This is a genomic window from Halorubrum lacusprofundi ATCC 49239 (assembly GCF_000022205.1).
Taxonomy (GTDB): domain Archaea; phylum Halobacteriota; class Halobacteria; order Halobacteriales; family Haloferacaceae; genus Halorubrum; species Halorubrum lacusprofundi.
The window spans coordinates 124,252-142,970 of the sequence record NC_012030.1 but is presented as its reverse complement, the minus strand read 5'-3'; the positions used below and the strand labels follow the sequence as shown (position 1 = coordinate 142,970).

Here is an 18,719-nt window from a genome sequence, read left to right as displayed (position 1 = left end):
GCAATCAGTCGCCAGCAATAGGCTGGTGACTCCCGCCGTTCAACGTTCCACCATTTATACGCACGTCTACTTGTGCGTCTCCGTTCCCCGACTTGGGCGAGGAACGGAGTCTGTGTGTCCGCTTTCGAGCGTACCGGAGCCCGATGTTCTTCGCCGCGTTGTAATCCGCGTTCACTTCGTACCCGCACTTCTGGCACTCAAAGTGTTCTCCCTGGCGGTTGTTCGGGTGCGTAAACCCACAGTCTGTCCGAGAACAACGTTGGGACGTGTGGTTCGGCTCGACCTGTTCCACGGAGACACCCTGTTCAGGGGCTTTGTACGAGACATACTCAAACAGGCGTCGGAACGCCCAGACGTGGTGCCATTTAGCTTGCGGAAGCCCCTCTCGAATGTCATTCAAGTCCTCGAACGCGATCACATCGCAGTCGTGTTCGATGGCTTCCGAGACGAGTTCGTTTGCGATCGTGTGGATGTACTGTTTCCGCCATGCTTCTTCACGCTTCCCGAGGCGAAGCAGAGCCTTGTGTGCGGCTTGCGTCCCACAGTGTTGCATCTCACCACGCCTCTTCTCGAACTCACGACACCAGTGGTCGTAGTCGTCTCCCTGCCAGAACGTCCCGGTTGAGGACACAGCGAGGCTATTGACGCCGAGGTCGATACCGAGGACCGTTTGATCGGGGTGCCCGGTATCTTCCGAAACCTCATCGTCACCGTCTGTCCGCCGCATCGAAATGTTGAGATAGAACTCGTCAGTGGCCGCGTCGTACCGAAGCGTACTCTCGCGGAACTCGTAGTTCTCAGAGAGTACGTACCGCTCGTAGGGCGTCGGACTGTCTGCCGGGAGAACGAACGACGGTTCGACTCGTCCCTCAACAGTTGCCAGCGACACCTTGTTCCGGTAGAAGGTCGCGCTGCGCGTGTCGTAGTCCATCGTTTCGGCGGTGAACGTCGGTTGAGAGACGCGCTGTCCATTTTTCCATCGTTCGACACACGCTTTGACAGCTTCAACAGCGCGTTTGATGGCGGCTTGAACAAGCTGGGCCTGTAGGTCTGTCTCCTCTCGAAGTTTGGAGTAGAGCGCGTCACGCACCTCTCGCTTGTTGGTCTTACACTCGGTGTAAGAGGTGTCGGACCAACAGTAATCAGCGGTTCGGTTCGCGCAGTACAGGTATTGCTCGGCGGTTCGGTGGAGTGCGTCGCGTTGCTCGTCGGAAACGGTGAGTTTCACGACGGCAGTTCGACGCACATCCATGTTTTCAGAGAGTACCCGACGGTACTTATAGACTTGAGAGTCGGTTGGTCGCAGTGTGGCAGTTGTGTCGTCCCATGTCGGTTTCCTCCCCGACCTACTCGCTCACTCCGTTCGCTCCTTGAGGTCGGGGGCTCCACCTCGAAAATGTTAAAAAGAGAAGGACGTCGCTCGTCGCCTTGTGTTTGAATAAAGTCGGATCTGAAGGGGGTATTAAAACAGAAATCGCTGTCTCAGACGAATTCGTACTATCCGTCTCGCGGTTCATATGCCGTATCACGGATCACTACGATAAAAACCATATATATAATTCGGAATAGGCATAAATATTCATCTGCTAGCACCGGACGTGCGGAGAACGAGGTCCGTCATTTCCGGGCCCCACCACGTTCGGTCGCGGGGGCTAGAAAGTTCCACTCTCGGATGGCAAAACCCACAATTTCGATTCGCCGCTGGAGCTGTTCCCACTCACGCGCAATCTCTCGGCGACAGTCCTTTTCGGTGACGTCGAGTACCTGGTCAGTAATCGTCCCGCGAAGTTGGTTCGGTGACTCGACAGCGAACTCGTTCTCTATCGGGTCCTCGGAGCTCGATTCACCTCCAGTCATAGAACACCGTTCGTGCGTGCCATAAAATAGGTCACAGGCATCTAGTCTCTCACGAGGACTGTCCTCGCCATCTCCACGGACTCCGCTGAGGCGACCCAGAGAAATCTCGAACCCCGTTCGTGGCGGCTCTACCCGGGGGAAGCGTCTTTCTGAGCCGGTTGTACCATTCGTGCTTCACCGACGGCGTCGGGGTACTTCAAAGTGGTCGTGATTATTGGGGTAATCAGTACCACGTTCTATATTGTCTGAAATGGAGAATTCGTATGTTAGAAGGGTTGATACCCCTGAACATATATTTATATATTATATATCGCTATACTAAAATTGGGAAGTTGGAAGTTGAGACTACAGCGGGTATAGCGGGGCTGTGATGCGTGGCTTCGGCCGATTCAGTGAGCGGAAGCTGACTCAGATTTCTCTCCAAACCGCCACTCTTGTTGAGATTTCAATCATATACGCGATTTTCGGCGACTGCCGGCAGCGTAGCCACTCAAACGCCGCTCTACCACGGGGTGAGTTTTGTTACTATCCGATTCCGGTTTTCTTCTTCAACAGCGTCAGCGTGTTGTCGGCTGTCACAATGGGCGAATGCTCGTACTCACCGGTCAATTCGACCTGTACGAGTAGATCGACCGCTCGCCAGATTGAGTACAGTAGGCATGCGAACGCGAAGTAAAAGAATCGCAGTCCAAAATTCTTCGAGGTCGTGGCGGCCATGAACCGTTTGATCGACTTGTAGCCGCTCTCAATCTCCCAGCGATACCCGTACTCCGTGAGGTGGCCACTCCCGCAATTCGTCATGAACACCGAGTACTGTCGGTGGTCGTCGTGATCTGAGTCCTCTTTCCGCCGATAGATCAGCGTCGTTTCGTGCCACTCGTTCTTCCCGAGATGGAGTTTGCGGTTAGTCTCGTACCGGTCTTGATCGCGCTGGAGCAACCGCTTGGCCTGGGCTTTCTCGCTAGTCTGCATCCGCTTCGGGACGACGTAGGAGAGCCCACGCTGGCTAATCATCTCCAGGACGTGCTGGCTATCGAACTCCCGGTCCATCAGCACGTTATCGACGTGAACGAGGTCCTCAGCTGAATCGAGCAGGTCCTCGACGATTTCCAGTCGTGTCTCCCCCTTTCGGACGGGGCGCGTCCAGCACGATCGGGACGGCATTGCCGACCAGCTGGACCGTCGCCCACTGATAGGCGTACTCGTCAGTCGTCTCCTTTGTTCCGATGATCTCGTCCTCGTGACCGGTTCTATCGCCGGTGAATGGGTCAGCTTCAGTAATGTCGATCGCGAGGATTCCGGCTCGAAAGAACTGCTCTGTCTCCGCAACTTCGTTTAGGAGCCGAGTGGTGGCCTGCTGGTACATCGCTCGAACCTGTTCAATCGAGAGGTCTCGAATCTGCTCCCGATGGGCGTGCCCCAGCGGTGTCCGATCCCGAGTCGACTCGTAGAGGAAACTACGAGCACCTTCGTTTGCAGCCAGCCGCTCGCGAAGTCCGAGATATGTCTGCAGGCCCCAGTAGGCGTTCTCGTGGATCTCACAGCCCTCGCCACGGTCCAGAGAGAACGCCGGAAAGACGACACGGCTGACGTGCTCGGTGACTCTATCGGCGTTGTCCAGAATGGCTCGGTCGTCTGGAACCGATTCGTCCACGTCATCGCCACGAGCCGGGAGGATCTGCTCCGATTCGCGCGGGACAGTGACGTCGGCGTTCTGCGCTTTGATGAGAATCGTTCGAGCTGCTTTCTTGACCGTCTTCCGAAGAGTATTCGTGAAGCGTGTGTGCCAACTGCGCCAGAGTGTCGATTGCTCAGGAACTGTCTCCAGCCCAAGCCGCTCGCAAAGTTCCGGATGGCTTTCGAGGTACTCGTAGAGTGCTGTTTCGTGCTCCCATCCGTGGAGTTCCTTCAGGACGAATAATCGAAATAGTGTGTCAATCTCGTAGCGAGTGGGTCCCTCGTAGCAGTCGTGTACGTTGAACTGAAAATACGCTAGCGGGAGTGAGCAAACGAACTTCTCAACTGACTCGTGGTGGACGTGATTGAACCAGGCTCCTGCGACGCCGCGAATATCTGACTCTAATCCCGCAAGTGAAGCGCGGTCATACAGCGGGCTTGAAGTATAGACTGGCCACTCGATAGTCGGTTGGCAAGCAATTCGACGGAAGACAGTCCGGCGTGACTCACGCGTCACACCCACATCAGGAGATAGCTGGAGAGGCAAAAGAGTCCGTCTAATCGGTGAACGAAATCAGTCTATGAAATCCTTCTCAGAGATCTGAAAAATGATGCGAACTCAGGTCTGGCTCTGATAGAGAAGAACCAGGATGGCAAGTCCGATGAAGAAGTCCGGGAGAAACACGAACGCGCCGATATTTGGGCGAGGGTGGAAGCCGAAGACGTTGTGTACTACTGGATTTGACGTACCCGCGTATAGGAGCAGCGCGAGACTTAGCACAAGCAGGCTTGCTGTGTACTTGTTCGGAAGATCGCGATAAAGCTGTACGTAGATGGCTGCGAGTGTCACCAGCAACACGAGGTTCAGGGTTGTAAAGAAAACCTCCATCCGAATGAGCAGTTCAACCTGTGAGGACAGCGCCCTCGACGGAGGGCCATGGGACGGAACTGATGTGAAGAGTGCGACTAAGAGTGCGATACCACTCGCGATGGTCGCACTCGCTACTGTCGTTCCAAGTGGACTCTCGATCCAGTTACGAATCATCATCAACTCCGGCCTGTTCCGCCACGTCTTCCATGATATCGAGGTTGTTCATCATTCTGTCTGAGAGGAAGTACATCTGCCCGTAATTGTCGCCCTCCGTGGTCACGATATTGCTCTCTTCGAGGACTTCGAGGTGGTGCTGCACTGTTTTGTAGTTCAAATCTAGGTCATTCGACAATTGATTGGTGTTTCGTGGCTGGTCGTTGAGTGCGCGGAGGATACGAAGCCGATTGCGGCCTCCACGAGACCCACCAATGAGCCACCAAAGCAACTGCCGCATCTATCGAGTATTCATTTGGTCGGTCCAAATACATTCTGTCTCGGTGCGAACGATGCTACTCCCCCGAATCAGTCTCCAATCCAGGTGAGAATTCGATCAGCGATTTCGCCGTTATTGTCGTCCTGCATCATGAGATGTGTATTTCCGGATATCCCTTCGTCTGGGAGGCTAAGCAGCGTCGATGCGGGACTTGCCTCTCCTGCGAGCTCTGCAGTTGTCTGGGTCGCCTCCTTGCGACCAGTCTGTTCACGCTCGTCGACGTAATCGCCATAGACACCCATAAACGGAGCATCACCACCCATCTCCGCCACGGTTGGCGGGTCAGTCGGCGCACCGACCGGCTCGACTGCGACGATCCGTTCAACGAGGTCTGGCACAGTCTGTGCGACCGCGAATCCGGATCCACCACCTGCTGAATGGACGAGCAACACTGACGGACCGATACGATTGAAGAGTGCCTCTAGAGCGGCAGTCTCCTGCGGTGATGCGAACCGACTCCCGCCGCCACCTCCGCTGGTGCTGACGTATGCAGGGAATGACGCAACGAGTTGGTCTACCGATTCGACCGGGTATCGAACGTCCTCGTACGGGTCACCGACTTCAGGTCCGAACCCCCACGTCGGCCATGCTCGATCAATAGACCATCGCGAGAGTGACGCAGAGTCAGAGTTCTGGAGGGCACCAGTATCTAACCCGCCTGAATCAACGTTCCGAGGGGGATTGAATACATACACTGGATGGCCAGCTTCGGCGAAGTACTCCATCCAGCCCCGTCGACCGTCAGGTGTCGTCCGGTAAATGTACGGTGACAACCCGAGGCCGGGCACCATTACGACGGGTAACTTGTCGGTAGCCGTATCAGGCCGTGTATATACGACTTCAGCACGTCCGTCGATGATTGTACTACTGCTTATATTTGCGTTGCCGACGTAGAAATTTCCGAACGTCGGAGAGTCGTTATTCTGCTGCTCGGATTGCTGAGAGTCCTCAGGGGAGGTCTGTGTACCTGTATTCGATCCGTCGTTGTCAGCTATGCTATTACACCCTGCAATGGTCGCAGCAAGTGCGACTCCGGTTGCACGAAGAAACGCTTTCCGAGAGATACCTGATGACATACAGATCGTACTGGCCAGGGAACTGACTTAGTCGATTGCCGAAATCGGCCACAGGTTAGGCACAAATTCATTCCAGTTCATACAGAACGCCCGATATTGACAGACAATAGTAATTTCAGGTAACTACTGTGTCGCTCAGAGCGTATGCATTGAGAGCACCGGTCTCAACTTCTGTGGGAACTGTGGCTGCCATCTAACAGCTGTCTCACTAAATCTCTTGTTGAACGAAACCTCTGAGAAACTATTGTAGTTCTTTGACGAGGGCAGCCACCGCCTGGTCAACAAAATCTCTGTCGAGACGGCCTTGCCAGAAGTCGATATCCTCCTGGTCAATCGACTGGACGGCCCAAGGAACGATCCGACTCTTGTCCGGAGTCCCACCACGAACCCAACTCTCCTCCGGAGCCTCAATCAGGCCGTCCATCCAGGATTTCGAGGTCAACGTGAGTGCGATATACTGGTCGCCGTGGAACGGATGGCCTTCGTGATTCGAGAGAATGAGCCAGGGCCGAGCGTCCTCCTCACCTTTGAATGGGTCATCTCCATAGACGACGTCTCCACGCTCGAAGATCGGTGTCTCTTCGTCAGTCACTGCTCGTCCTCGACACTCGGGTGTGGTTCCCCGGGGGCGTACTCGCGCCACGCCTCCTTGTCCTCTGTACCGAGTTGGTTGTTGAACAGTGCGGTTGCCCGCTCGTAGCCGCTGTATCCGTCGAGTCGCTCGGCGTCGTCGGTTATCGCCCAGTATGTCGCCTTGTGTTCAACTAGGTCACGATCCTTCAATCGCGAGAGAGCGGTGCTGACTGCGCCCTCGTCGGCGCCGATCTGGGACGCGATTTCGCGCGCCTTGAACGCCCGATCCTCGTTGACGGCGAGATACCCCAGTACCTGATCCGGGACGGAAAGATCCGCGAGCTCGTCCTCGCTCGTGTTCTTGAATGTGTCTCGATCGATGGACATCGTTGAAAGGAGTACTTCATCTGCGGTAAAGAGTGTTAGGTGTGAAAGCTACGAAAACACTGAAGGCGAATCACTGTCCATCGCGAAGAGTTCGAGAACCGTACACATTGGGACGACCGGTCTCAACTTCTGTGAGTCGGGGGAATTCACAGTTTCGGAGAATGAGTTGAGCGGCTCTGAGGGCTATTATACGGAGTACGAGCCGTAGCGTATGACCGTAATCCCGGCGCTCACCGCGCTACTCGTCGCCGAGTTTGGAAAGTCGAGTCTGGATTTCACCAGCATCGGCCTCAGAGAGCGCCTCAAGCCCAAACTGCACGAGAAGCGGGTAGAAATGACGATTCTTCTTGAACTCGTTCTGGCCCGCTTTTCGCAACGTCAGTTGAGATTCAAGGTACGTATCCTCCATATCATCGAGGATACCGTCTGGAACGTAGATCGTCCGCCCGTTCCATTCATCCTTGATATTTGTCTTCGTTTCGTTCGTTTTGCTCGTTCGGTTCGTTTTGCTCGTTCCACTCGATTCGCGCGTTCCAGTCGATGAAGTTGGCTCCGCTGTTTCGCCCATCTCGCTCACTTCGCTGGAATCGATCTCGCTATCCTCGCCTTCGTAGTTCCCCTCAATACCGGAGGCATCTCCCCAGCCGTCGGTCATGCTTCCACCTCTTCCGGCGCTGTCTTCTCAAACGTCTCGTCGAACAGGTCGGCGATCTCGTTAAACAACTTGCGAGCATCTTCGACACGCTTGTTCTCCTTGCCGAAACCGAAGACGGACACGCCCTCCCCGATCGACTGTGAGAGATCGGTGCGCTTCGGAATCTCGAAGACGGGGAGCGAGTACGCCGATTTGATCTCCTCGATGGTGTCTCGGTGCTCGCTGTTCTGCTCAACACGGTTACACATAATCGCGAGACGGTTGATGTCACCGTACGCCGGTTCGAGAGAGGTCAGCTGCTTCGCGAAAATCTGGAGGCTGTTAGCGTTGAGTTTCTCGGGAATAACGGGGATAACGACGTTGCCGGTCGCGACGAGAGCGTTATCGGTGAGGACGTTTAGAGAAGGCGGCGTGTCGACGATGATGTAGTCATAGTCTCTGTCAAGTGCGTCGAGAGTCATCTCCAGTCGCTCTCGGCTCTTTGGCGCTTCCAGCAGCGTCTGGATATTCTTGTTGTTCGCAAGCTTCTCGCTCGCGGGGAGGATGTCAAACTCTTCGTGCTCGACGATGATGTTGTTCACCGACTCCATCTGATCGAAATCAAGCACGTCGAACAGCGTTGTGCGGTCAGTGTCGTAATACAGATCGTCGTAGCCGAGCGAGCAGGTGAGTCCTCCGTGATAGTCGATGTCAACTAAAAGGACATCGTGTCCCCGGGCAGCAAGCGCCCCGCCAGCATGAATGACGTCAGTCGTTTTCCCCGCTCCTCCCTTCTGATTCGCCACGGTGATTCGTGCGGTGTTGGTGTCGGTCATATCTTTCGTTCCGTTCAGTTAATTCGTTTTGTTCGTTTTGCTCGAGTCGTTCGTTTGGTTCGGTGCGTTCGGTGCGTTCGGTGCGTTCGGTGCGTTCGGTGAGGCTGCTTCACTCGGCGAGAGGAGTAGTACGATATTAAAACCAACTGTGCGTTCCATTCGTTGAAGTAAACACGCTCGTTCTCATCATCGTATTCGTTATGTTCGTTTTTATCGTTTCATTCAACGAACGCAGGTCTAGTCTATCCAGCAGCGATCAGTTCGTTCCTCCGAATGCGTTCATCGCACTCATTTCACTCATTATGTTCGTTTAGTTCGTTCACATCATTATGTTCGTTTTAATCATTTCATCGAGAGCCTTACTGCCTCCGAGACGAATTCTGTTAAAAAGACTGCACACCACTTCGGTCACGTTACCGACAACATCCAATTCGGTCGACCACTCGCGGTAGACACCCTTCTCCCGGCTGGAAGTACGAGTAGTGGTCCGCGACCAGGTCGGTAACGTCGACATCCGCATAGCCGGTCGGCGCAGTCGATGACGCCGCGAGCCCCCCGTGACCGACTGCGCGAGTCCGATCCGAGACGCGATACACCCAGCCGAGGACGTGATCGGTCCGACTGTGGAAGTTAAACACGGGGGCATCGACCGCCGCGATAGCCGGCCCGTATCGCCCATCGGCCGCGACGCTGTCGTTCGGAATCGCGCCGCCGAACAGCGACACCGAGGCGAGGACGTCTGTCCGCTCACGGTCAGCGAGCTCGCGGAGCGTCGCTCCTGTCACGCGGGCGCCGAGCGAGTGGGCGAACAGGTGGACTGGTCGCCCGTCGTCGTCCGCCCACGCCGACAGCCAGTCAGCGAGTGGGGCGACATTGGCGTCCGCGGTCTGCTTCGCCGGCCCCCAGTCGACGTTCGACGCCCACGAGTAGCCGATCACCGGCGGGCCGTCGGTTTCCGTGGTGGCGTCTGTCGCCGCTGCGAGCCCCAATCGGGCGGTGTACGCCTGATCGCGGCCCGACTCGGCGTCCGCACCGAGACCGTGGACGAACAGGACCACCGCGTCGGCTCCGTCGAAGTCCCAGGAGCCCGATCGCTCCGGCGGCTTGTTCGCGTCGAGCCGCCCTCGCGTCGTCACCATCGGCTGCGTCTCCGGCGCGTCATACCCGCCGAAGTCGCCGCTTAGCGATCGTGTGACGTAGAGCCCGCCGCCCCCGAGGAGTCCGACGCCGCCCGCGACGCCGAGAAGGAGTCGACGGCGAGTGACGAGCCTGTCGGAGGCGGCGTTTGCGTGGTCCGCGTCTGCTTCCCCCCTTGGGGTGTCCGGTGCATCCGGGTCGTCCACAGAGGTATCCGATGTGATATCGGAGTATCGACCCGAGCGATCAAATATCTGACGCGGCGGCGATGGCCCTCTCTCGATGCAATAGACTTTCCGTGTGGCACTTTTTGTATTCGTATGACGATAGCTACTGGCGATTCTGTGACGCTTGAGTACACGGGACGACTTGACGATGAGACAGTGTTCGACACGTCCCGAAAATCCGTCGCCGAAGAAACGGGCCTCGCCGAGGCCCAGCCCGACCGAGAGTACGCGCCGCTGACGGTCGAAATTGGTGACGAACAGATTATCGAGGGGATGGAGGAGGGACTGATCGGGTTAGAGGCTGGGGAGACGGAAACCCTGACGATCCCGCCGGAGAAGGCCTACGGCGAGCCTAGCGACGAGAATATTCAGGAGTTCGAAACCGAGGAGCTCCGAGAGATGCTCGGCGGCCAGACGCCTGAAGAGGGGTCTTACCTTGAGGCCCAGAACGGCAGCCAAGGCGAGGTTATCCACGTCGACGAGGAGGTTGTCCGGGTGGATTTCAATCCTCGTCTCGCCGGCGAAACGCTGACGTTCGACGTCGAAATCATCGACGTCAACTGAGATAGAACCCAGAGGCTCTGTTGAAATCCTCCAAGCCTGACAAGAGCTGGGTGCTGAATAGAACACGCGTATCTCCCATTAAGAAGATCGACAACACTCTCTAGGGAGTGACCCGGGTGAAGCTACAGTTCCGTAGTGCCATCGACGGAACCGCTATACGCGTGCCTTGCCTTAGGACGTGTATGTCATCATCGGGTTCTTTGGGGGATGTCTATGCCGAAACGCTGGCCGTCTTCGACCGGCGCGACGACCCCTCTGAGCCACTCACAACTCCAGAGGTGGCAAACTCGCTCGACGCGGCTCGACGTACCGTCTACAAACGTCTAGAGAAGCTGGCGAGCAGTGGTGAGTTGAAAACCAAGAAGGTAGGTGCCAACGCCCGGGTCTGGTGGCGATCGCATCCGGATGAAGGATCGTCCGTAAACGCGACCAATACCCACGCGACGCCGACGCTGAGCAACGCCGAGCGCACGGTCATCGAGAAAATCCTTGAAGCCAGTCCGATCAGCATCGTGGTGGTCGAGCCGTCCGGGCAGATCTCCCTCGCGAACGAACGGGCTGAAGAAATGCTTGAACTGGAGCGTGACGAGATTACCTCTCGAACCTACCGCCAACCGGAGTGGAAGATCTATTACGACGACGGCACGCCTGTCAGCGAGGACGAGCACCCCGTGACTCGCGTCCTGGAGACAAAAGAACCCGATTACGGCTTCGAACACTGGATCGACCTCCCGAACGGAACCGAACGCTGGCTGTCGAGCAATTCGGCACCTGTATTGAGTGAAGATGAAGAAGTTGAATATGTTGTCGTGGGATTCGAAGATACAACCCGGTTGAAAGAGCGCGAGGACAAGCTGACGAGCGATAAACGCCGGGTGCTCGAACTCTATTCCAAGCAGTTATTCAGCCCGCTGCTCGACGTAGTTGACGGTGACATGCGCATCGACGTTGACGAAGTCGTTCGCCTCCAAGACGGGTCGGTCCTCCAGTACATCACCGGGAGGGGCATTTCGGCAAAAGAGTTGATCGACGTGTTCGACCAGGCGTACGGTGTTGACGATACCCGGCTGCTTCAGTCGAGCGCCGATAAGTGCCGGGTTGAGGTCCACGTCGAGGCGCCGACCGTGTCGCTAGTCTTTGCAGAGTTGGGGGGACAGGTGAAATCCTTGTTTCAGACCAACGGTGACGCAGGCCCTCTCCTCACGGCTGAAGTGCCAGGAGATGTGGAAGCGAGGACGGCCGTACAGGCCGTCCGGAAGGTGTATCCAGATATCCGATTAGAGTCACAGGAACTCCAGTACTCGCCGCGGCTCCTCTACGACATCGTCGAAGACGTGCTTACCGAACGGCAGTTCACGTCATTGCAGACGGCATATTATGGCGGGTATTTCGAGACGCCCCGGAAGAGCATCGGTGACGAACTCGCCGAGCGGCTGGGGATCACCCGTCAAACCTTCAATCGACACCTTCGACTGGCCGAGAATACCGTCTTAGAGCAGTTGTTCGAGGGGTCGGGAAAGGCCGTACGCTGACCAGTCAGCCCGACTCCTTAGGCCGTCGGTGCTCCTGTCCCGAAGTAATGACCTCGAGTACGATACTGACCGACAGCACGGACCGTTTCGGCTACGACACGATCGCGGAGACGTACCACGCCCAGTACGACTGGACGAGCGATAGCCCGCTCTCGATAACGGTTGTCGGGGTGGTTGCCGCGGTAATCGGTGAGGAACCCACGGAGATGGAACCCCTCCACTCGGTGATCGATCCGGATGCTCTTGATACGCTCCTATCTTCGGGGACGGAGGCGGGTATCCAGGTCGAGTTCGAGTACGAGGAGCAGCCGGTGACGGTCACGGGGTACGGGGAAGTCATCGTTGGATAGGTAGTATGGGTGACAAGGAGGCCGAGTGATTCCAAGTGTGTGCCTATTGTGGAACTCCGTTAGATGTGGGCGAATCTCATTCAGTCCATGTGGAGCGAGATGATGATTGTGACCGTCGACTCTATTCGTTTTGCGATGAAGAGTGTAAGGAGAGCTGACTCACCGACCGGAAGGGTTCAGGAACGCGATGATACCCTATACCATGTATTGTTCGAACTGCTAGAAGGCGCGTGTGGGTCGATTGAAGAACGGTGAGATCAGTCCCTTCAAAGAGCGGTGTCCAGATTGCGGCCACGATGAGTTTGAAGTTCCTACTGGAGACCCAAATGGTGATACTGATGCTCTGTAACTCCGTGTTGATGCGATTGTTAACTACGTCCGCTCTATCATTTTCCGTGAGTTTCGATTGCGAGTTACATCCTCTATATTCAGCACGACCACGAGAACATATCACTCACTGAGGATTTCAACAGAGCCAATGATTACCCAGTCTGCACAGCCACCATTGCCCTTCTTGACTGCTGGTGAAGGACCACCAGAGACAGCGCGTTTGGCCAGTGTTACGAGACGATCTGTAAGTCCGTGGATCGTTCGGTGCCAGCGCTGCCCGGACGGCGAACAGTTTCTCTCAGAGCGACCCGCACGGCGCTGGGCAGAGACTCACGCGAGGCATACACGTCACGCCGTTCGTATCGAAGCACCGACGGGGACCGATGACGTCGTTTCGGGTGAAAACGACCAGAGCCACTCGTAGGAGTTGCCGCTCCTTTCACTACGTCTCTCGATGTCATAGATATTCAAGGCGGATACCCGCGACTTTAGGCGCGGGAGGAAGCCGACAACAGGGACACAAACTACGTTCAATAGCAGGCTAACTCCCCCACGCTAATCCAAATTGTTATAAATACAGGCTTCTACATATGAAACACAGATGGTGGGGGATTCAAGCACTCGAACCGTACCCATCAAACTCGATGTGGACGAGAGTGCCGCTAACCTTCTCCACCAGACGACCGACCACTTCCTCGACGCCGCCAACTACGTCGTAGACGTAGCGTGGAAACCCGACTGGAAAATCACCAGCAAACAGAAACTCCACGACCAAACGTACTACGATGTTCGAGACGAATCACCGCTCCCGGCCAACCTCGTGCAAGCCGCACGCAACCGAGCCGCAGAAGCCGTCAAAGGCTGTGTCGAACGCTGGAAGAAAGGCAAGAAAGCCTCGAAACCACACTTCACGTCACGGTTCGCCAGCTACGACGCAAGAACCGGCACGGTCAACGACGACCACGCCACGCTCGCCACCATCGACGGGCGAGTCACCGCCGATTTCATCCTCCCTGATGAACGGCGTGACACGCCACATTCGGCGTACTTGTTCAACGACGATTACGACGTGAACGGAGCCACGCTCCACTACGATGAGGTTGAGGACTGTTTCTATCTTCATGTGCGGACAAAGCCCGCCGTGGAGAACGATGAGGCCGAACAAGGCGATGCCAAGCACGTCTCCGTCCTTGGTGTTGACCTCGGAATCACAAACATCGCAACCACCTCAACCGGACGCTTCTGGAGTGGCGGCGAACTCAACCACTGGCATCGAGAGTACGAGAAGCGCCGGGGCGACCTCCAACAAACCGGGACTCGATGGGCACACGAGAATGTTCAGCGGGTCGGTCGCAAGCAAACTGGGCGCTTCGAGCAGTTTCTTCACACGATCTCGAACGAACTTGTGAAGGAAGCTCTTGAAAACGACTGTACGCACATCGTGTTCGAGCAACTCAAAGGTGTCCGAGAACGCCTTCCTCACGCGAAGGCTGTTCACAAGTGGGCGTTCCACCGACTCTACGAGTACGTCACGTACAAAGCCGAGTCTAAAGGGGTTGAAGTGAAGCAGATTAATCCGGAGTACACGAGTCAGCGTTGCTCGAAGTGCGGGTTCACCCACGAGGATAATCGCCCGCACAACAATAGGCAGGATGAGTTTGAGTGTTTGAAGTGTGGGTACGAGGTTCACGCGGATTATAATGCGGCAAAGAATATCGGTCTAAAATATCTCCGCGACCAGCAAAAGTCTGGACGTGGAGGCGCACCCGTAGGCGTGCGCTTGAACAGCGGGACGTTGAACGTGAATGGCGAGTATTCGCCTGCCCCTTTGACGGGTTAGAACGGGAGTTCACGCTGAATGCCACGGCCTTCAGGCCGTGGTAGCTTACTCCCGTTCATTCTGTCTTCCGCGATCCTCTCGAATTCCAACCGGCCAATATCTCCGACCATAACCAGACATGGGGGACCGGGCGCTCGATCTCCCCACCACATCGTCCTTGTGGACGCTATCGCCCCCACAAAGGGCGAGTAGTCACCACACCGCAAAAATCCACACCCGAAAAGCGCCTCGAAGCACCGAATTATCGATTGGTCGAGGCCGGTATTGCGACGATTCCAGATATGGAGACCCTTTAGGAGTGTGTTTCCTACGAGGTATCGAGTTCTCGAGTCGGAGAAGTATCAGAGACAGTTTCTCGGCGTTCAGTCGGGAATGTTGCGCAGTCTCACGGTGGGGCGGAGATCGGTCCGGCGGTTGCTGTGGCGATCTCAGGGCTGTCCGACGTCGCCGACCACAGTCCGACTCTGCTGACGCATGAACTGCTGGAGGTACCACGGACCGCCCGCGAATTTCCCGGTCGTCCCGGAGTACTTCCAGCCGCCGAACGGTTGGGCCTCGACGAGCGCACCGGTCGTCGCGCTCTGCTCGCGGTTCACGTAGCACATCCCGGACTCGATCCGGTCGAACCACGTGTCGATCTCGTCCTCGTCCTCGGAGAAGAGGCCAGCACAGAGTCCGTAATCGCTGTCGTTGGCCTTCGTAATCCCTTCCTCGAGGCTCGAGACGGGGTGGATAGTAACGAACGGGAGGAAGTGCTCGTCCGTCGCGAGCGCGTGATCGTGCGGAATGTCCGTGACCACGGTCGGCTCGACGTACCGGCCGGTCGGGAGGTTTTCTCGGTCGATGCGGCTCCCGCCGGTCAGGACCGTGCCGTCCGCGGCCGCCGTTTCACAGATATCGTCGTAGCGCTCGATCGCGCTGTCGTCGATCAGGGGAGAGACGACCGTCTCCCGGTTCTCGGGCTTGCCGATGGAGAGGTCGTTCGTCTCCTCGACGAGTTGCTCCGTGAACTCGTCGGCGATGTCCTCGTGGACGTATACGCGGGAGGTCGCAGAGCACTTCTGACCGCTGAACGAAAACGCACCAAACTTCACGCCAGAGACGGCCTTCGAGACATCGGCGCTGTCGGAGACGATGACCGGGTTCTTCCCGCCGAGCTCCGCGACGACTGGCCCGCGTTTGCCCAGCTCGTCGAAGGTCCGCTGGATCTCGAGTCCGACCTCGCGAGAGCCCGTAAACACGAATCCGGCGACGTCCTCGTGTTCGATCATCGGTTGACCGACCGCCCGCCCGCCACCCGTGACCAGGTTGACGACGCCGTCCGGAATGCCCGCCTCCGCGAGGGCGTCGTAGAACGCGTGCGCCGTCAGCGGCGTGGTGCTCGCCGGCTTCACGACTGCGGTGTTTCCGGTGATCAGCGCGCCGGTTGTCATTCCGACGGTGATCGCGAACGGAAAATTGAACGGGGCCACAACGCCGAAGACGCCGTACGGCTGGAGGTCGCTGACGCAGCGCTGGCCAGGTGTTGGCTCATGTGTGTCGGCGGTGTATCCCTCGTTCCGTTCCAGTTCACTGCTGTAGTACCGGAGGAAGTCGATCGCCTCGTCGACCTCCGCAATCGCCTCGTTCCGTGTTTTTGCATTTTCGTAGGCCATCAACGCTGTGATCTCGAGTTTGCGGTCCTGGATGACGTCCGCGGCGTCGCGAAATATCGCGACGCGCTCCTCCCAGGACGTCTCCTTCCACTCGTCGAAGGCGTCGCTCGCGGCCGCGACGGCCTCGTCGACGTGCGTCTCATCTCCCGCTGCGAACTCCCCGAGGACCTGGTCCGTGTCTCCCGGATTCGTGACGGTGAATGTCTCTCCGGTCTCGACCGCGTCGCCGTCGATCCGGAGAGGGTGAGTCGCCCCGAAATCGGAGCGGATGTCGTCGACTTCGGCCTCGTAGGCACGGTGAAACTCGTCCAGCGTCCCCGCCTGCGTGTGCTCGTGAATCGTAAGTTCGTTCTCGAATTGACTGAGTGTCATTACCTCACAATGTGTTCTGCGCGGGGTATAACTGTGCCGAACAGAATTCTGCGGTCAGTCGGTCGGAATCAGATCCACTCCTCGATCCTGTCGAAGGCCTCCTCGACCCGCGCCGTCGAGTTGGGATACGTTATCCGAACGCGCCACCTTCGATGAACCGAATACCAAGTCGGGAACGAGCGACACGTCGGCCTCGGGAAGGAGAGAAAAGACGAACGCCGCGTCGTCCTCGTAGCCGTCAAACTCGACGTCGATGACGACACCGAGCACTTGAAACGTGAGGTCGAAGCCATCGCGTACGTCGTCGGCAGGTACTGCAGACTCGACACTACCGTGTCAGTATTCTACTTGTCCGCGTGGGAAACAGACGACCCAGAGGTCGTTCGCGACTGGCTTGGCCGAATCAGTCGGACGACAAAATTGATCATTAGCGTTCCCGAAGACTGACCAGCAGGGTGCACTACATAAAAATGGGTTCTAAGACCCCTTCCTCAAGGAACGAACTAAGCGAGCAAATGGGGAGAGGCAGCCTTCACAAGAGGTTGCTTCCGTGCACAAACAAGACGTGTAGACGCTTCAAATAACTGTAAGTAATTCCATTTATATTAAATACTAACTGTTCTAGATGCTAAATGTTACCATGGGTCGCTTATCAGGAAATAAGTCAGGAGTATCGTCTGATCTTTTGATCGATATCATCGAGACGCTCGAAGCACAGGGGCTGGATCGAGAGAAATCCCAACTGTACGATTACATCGACGTCGATGCACTCGAACAGCTTTTGTACTCGTCGAATGGGAATGTGGAAGTACAGTTTGCGGTAGAAGAAATCCGGCTCACGGTGACACCGGAGGGTGTCGACGTTCTAGATGATAAAGCTCCCTGCCCAGCGGACGAGTAGGGAGATTGGTGTCACGCTCGGGTGGACCCGATCCAGGTAGCTACCTGAATACGTTCGATGACGATTCAGCATAATTCGAGGTGGAGCCTCTGGCCTCAAGGAGCGAGCTTCGGAGAAGCAAGCGAGTAGCCGGAGAGGAAACTGAGAAAAGACGACACAACCGCACGACGGTAGTTACCCGACTCCCAAATGTCCATGTACCGTCCATGTACCGTTAGATAGTACTCTGAAACATGGAGGTTCGTCGAACCGCGCCGGTCAAACGCATTGTTCCCGACGAGCGCCGCAACAATCTCCACGAATCCGCCCGACAGTTACCTCCACGAATCCGCCCGACAGTTTCTTGACTGTGTGAACCGCGCCGCCGAATTCTGTTGGTCCGACGATTCATACACAGAGTGCGTCACAGCCAACTCAACCGCACGAGACGCGCTCTACGACGAACTCCGCGATGAAACAGACCTCATCGCGAACCTCGTTCAAGAAGCCATCCGACGCGCCGTCCAAGCCACGAAAGGGTGCGTCGAACGATGGAAACAGGGCAAGCGAGTGAGCCAACCGGAGTTCACGTCACGGAGTATGCTGTACGACAAGCGGAGCGCGACCTTTTACCGCGACCGCGTGTCCCTCTCGACCGTCAACGGACGCGTCAAGGGCGACTTTGAACTACCGGCAGACAGCCTAACACCATACGAACGGTACGTGCTGTCCGAGGATGTGGAACAGGACGTCATCTGGACAGTCCCCCACCCCCGGGGATGTCCGCAATTGTACGGGACGTAGTGACAAACCACGTCGTTGGGCCTGTATCTCGGTAATCTCGTCTGCGATCGGTTACTCTCTCGTCGGGCTTGACATCCTCCCCGCGCTGAAGCGCGAGGCTTTCTCCTCGATTCTCCGTAAAGAGACCCCCAGGGTCGTCCGTAATTCGACCAGCAAATGAGTTAGGAAGAATGATCGGCCAAGTCTTAACCAACAAAGAATTCGTACATGGAGTTGCGTTGGTTAACGGACAAGTCTCTCGTACCGATGAGCCGTGACTCCGCTCAGTGAAGCTTTCTGGAGTCGGGCGTCGACGACTAGGACACTGCCGATAATGATAGTCGAGCTGATCGACTAGACAGCACCCCCACCCCCGGGGTTGTCCGCAATTCATCAACGTAGAGTAGGGGAGAAGACTCACGAACGACGTGGTCGACAGGAATTGCTCGAAACTGGCAACAAGCCGCCGATGACCGAGAACAACCTTTTGGGATGCTCTAGTCACCTCTTTCCGCGTTGGTGTTGTCTAATAGAGTGCGTTCAGTCCAGCAACGAGAAGGAGGCGGCTATTCCAACCCCCGCCCCCGGGGATGTCTGCAATTCTATCGTAGGGGTGTATGGAGACTAAAGCGGTAGAGTAGCTGT

The 18,719-nt window shown here is 56.6% G+C and carries 16 protein-coding genes and 6 pseudogenes; 9 read left to right on the top strand and 13 right to left on the bottom strand.

Annotation, left to right across the window (positions count from 1 at the left end; all coding sequences use genetic code 11):
- Positions 1–4: 4 nt before the first annotated feature.
- From HLAC_RS16460 to HLAC_RS16410, 11 genes and pseudogenes are all read right to left on the bottom strand, one after another.
- Positions 5–1,252: an RNA-guided endonuclease InsQ/TnpB family protein gene (locus HLAC_RS16460; RefSeq protein WP_012660117.1), complete on the bottom strand. Its 1,248-nt coding sequence runs from the start codon at positions 1,250–1,252 to the stop codon at positions 5–7.
- 365 nt (positions 1,253–1,617) lie between these two features.
- A pseudogene (locus tag HLAC_RS19710) lies at positions 1,618–1,821 on the bottom strand (DUF7342 family protein); the annotation flags it as partial.
- A 561-nt stretch (positions 1,822–2,382) separates the two neighbouring features.
- Positions 2,383–4,057: pseudogene (locus HLAC_RS16450) on the bottom strand (transposase).
- A 96-nt stretch (positions 4,058–4,153) separates the two neighbouring features.
- Positions 4,154–4,582: a DUF8036 family membrane protein gene (locus HLAC_RS19705; protein WP_237583087.1), complete on the bottom strand. Its 429-nt coding sequence runs from the start codon at positions 4,580–4,582 to the stop codon at positions 4,154–4,156.
- The gene (locus HLAC_RS16440; RefSeq protein WP_008308706.1) at positions 4,569–4,859 is read right to left on the bottom strand and encodes an ArsR/SmtB family transcription factor; all 291 of its coding nucleotides are present in this window, start codon (positions 4,857–4,859) and stop codon (positions 4,569–4,571) included. Before HLAC_RS16440 ends, HLAC_RS19705 begins: the two co-directional genes overlap by 14 nt.
- 68 nt (positions 4,860–4,927) lie before the next feature.
- Positions 4,928–5,974: an alpha/beta hydrolase family protein gene (locus HLAC_RS16435; RefSeq protein ID WP_012660114.1), complete on the bottom strand. Its 1,047-nt coding sequence runs from the start codon at positions 5,972–5,974 to the stop codon at positions 4,928–4,930.
- Between the two features lie 241 nt (positions 5,975–6,215).
- Complete coding sequence (locus HLAC_RS16430; RefSeq protein ID WP_012660113.1) at positions 6,216–6,566, bottom strand: type II toxin-antitoxin system PemK/MazF family toxin; 351 nt, start codon at positions 6,564–6,566, stop codon at positions 6,216–6,218.
- Entirely contained in the window at positions 6,563–6,934 is a 372-nt protein-coding gene (locus HLAC_RS16425; protein WP_012660112.1) for a MarR family transcriptional regulator, read from the bottom strand. The genes HLAC_RS16430 and HLAC_RS16425 overlap by 4 nt, the downstream gene beginning before the upstream one ends.
- A 238-nt stretch (positions 6,935–7,172) precedes the next feature.
- Positions 7,173–7,589, bottom strand: coding sequence for a DUF8160 family protein (locus HLAC_RS16420; protein WP_012660111.1), 417 nt, complete (start codon positions 7,587–7,589; stop codon positions 7,173–7,175).
- A complete protein-coding gene (locus HLAC_RS16415; RefSeq protein WP_012660110.1) occupies positions 7,586–8,404 on the bottom strand; it encodes a ParA family protein in 819 nt (272 codons plus the stop codon). The genes HLAC_RS16420 and HLAC_RS16415 overlap by 4 nt, the downstream gene beginning before the upstream one ends.
- A 413-nt stretch (positions 8,405–8,817) precedes the next feature.
- The gene (locus HLAC_RS16410; RefSeq protein ID WP_049934018.1) at positions 8,818–9,543 is read right to left on the bottom strand and encodes a DUF726 domain-containing protein; all 726 of its coding nucleotides are present in this window, start codon (positions 9,541–9,543) and stop codon (positions 8,818–8,820) included.
- 342 nt (positions 9,544–9,885) lie between these two features.
- Here HLAC_RS16410 and HLAC_RS16405 point away from each other — a divergent pair, with 342 nt between their 5' ends.
- The 6 genes and pseudogenes from HLAC_RS16405 to HLAC_RS20130 all read left to right on the top strand — a co-directional run.
- A complete protein-coding gene (locus tag HLAC_RS16405; RefSeq protein ID WP_049933930.1) occupies positions 9,886–10,332 on the top strand; it encodes an FKBP-type peptidyl-prolyl cis-trans isomerase in 447 nt (148 codons plus the stop codon).
- 182 nt (positions 10,333–10,514) lie between these two features.
- Entirely contained in the window at positions 10,515–11,864 is a 1,350-nt protein-coding gene (locus HLAC_RS16400; protein WP_012660107.1) for a bacterio-opsin activator domain-containing protein, read from the top strand.
- A gap of 47 nt (positions 11,865–11,911) precedes the next feature.
- Complete coding sequence (locus tag HLAC_RS16395; RefSeq protein WP_012660106.1) at positions 11,912–12,214, top strand: HalOD1 output domain-containing protein; 303 nt, start codon at positions 11,912–11,914, stop codon at positions 12,212–12,214.
- Positions 12,215–12,788: 574 nt separating this feature from the next.
- A pseudogene (locus HLAC_RS19700) lies at positions 12,789–12,968 on the top strand (DUF8062 family protein); the annotation flags it as partial.
- Positions 12,969–13,145: 177 nt separating this feature from the next.
- Positions 13,146–14,384 (top strand): RNA-guided endonuclease InsQ/TnpB family protein, encoded by a 1,239-nt coding sequence (locus tag HLAC_RS16390; RefSeq protein ID WP_012660103.1) that lies wholly within the window; start codon positions 13,146–13,148, stop codon positions 14,382–14,384.
- 215 nt (positions 14,385–14,599) lie between these two features.
- Positions 14,600–14,677 (top strand): annotated as a pseudogene (locus HLAC_RS20130) (DUF8129 domain-containing protein); the annotation flags it as partial.
- A 135-nt stretch (positions 14,678–14,812) separates the two neighbouring features.
- Here HLAC_RS20130 and HLAC_RS16385 read toward each other — a convergent pair.
- Together HLAC_RS16385 and HLAC_RS16380 are read right to left on the bottom strand one after the other, a co-directional pair.
- Positions 14,813–16,411, bottom strand: a complete 1,599-nt coding sequence (locus HLAC_RS16385) for an aldehyde dehydrogenase family protein (protein ID WP_012660102.1) — start codon at positions 16,409–16,411, stop codon at positions 14,813–14,815.
- A 54-nt stretch (positions 16,412–16,465) separates the two neighbouring features.
- Entirely contained in the window at positions 16,466–16,681 is a 216-nt protein-coding gene (locus HLAC_RS16380) for a hypothetical protein (RefSeq protein WP_012660101.1), read from the bottom strand.
- Here HLAC_RS16380 and HLAC_RS19695 point away from each other — a divergent pair.
- The 3 genes and pseudogenes from HLAC_RS19695 to HLAC_RS19430 all read left to right on the top strand — a co-directional run.
- Positions 16,658–16,858, top strand: a pseudogene (locus HLAC_RS19695) (DUF955 domain-containing protein); the annotation flags it as partial. The gene HLAC_RS16380 and the pseudogene HLAC_RS19695 overlap by 24 nt on opposite strands.
- 238 nt (positions 16,859–17,096) lie before the next feature.
- Positions 17,097–17,312: a HalOD1 output domain-containing protein gene (locus HLAC_RS16375; protein WP_237583086.1), complete on the top strand. Its 216-nt coding sequence runs from the start codon at positions 17,097–17,099 to the stop codon at positions 17,310–17,312.
- Between the two features lie 233 nt (positions 17,313–17,545).
- Positions 17,546–18,035: pseudogene (locus tag HLAC_RS19430) on the top strand (RNA-guided endonuclease TnpB family protein); the annotation flags it as partial.
- Between the last annotated feature and the right edge of the window lie 684 nt (positions 18,036–18,719).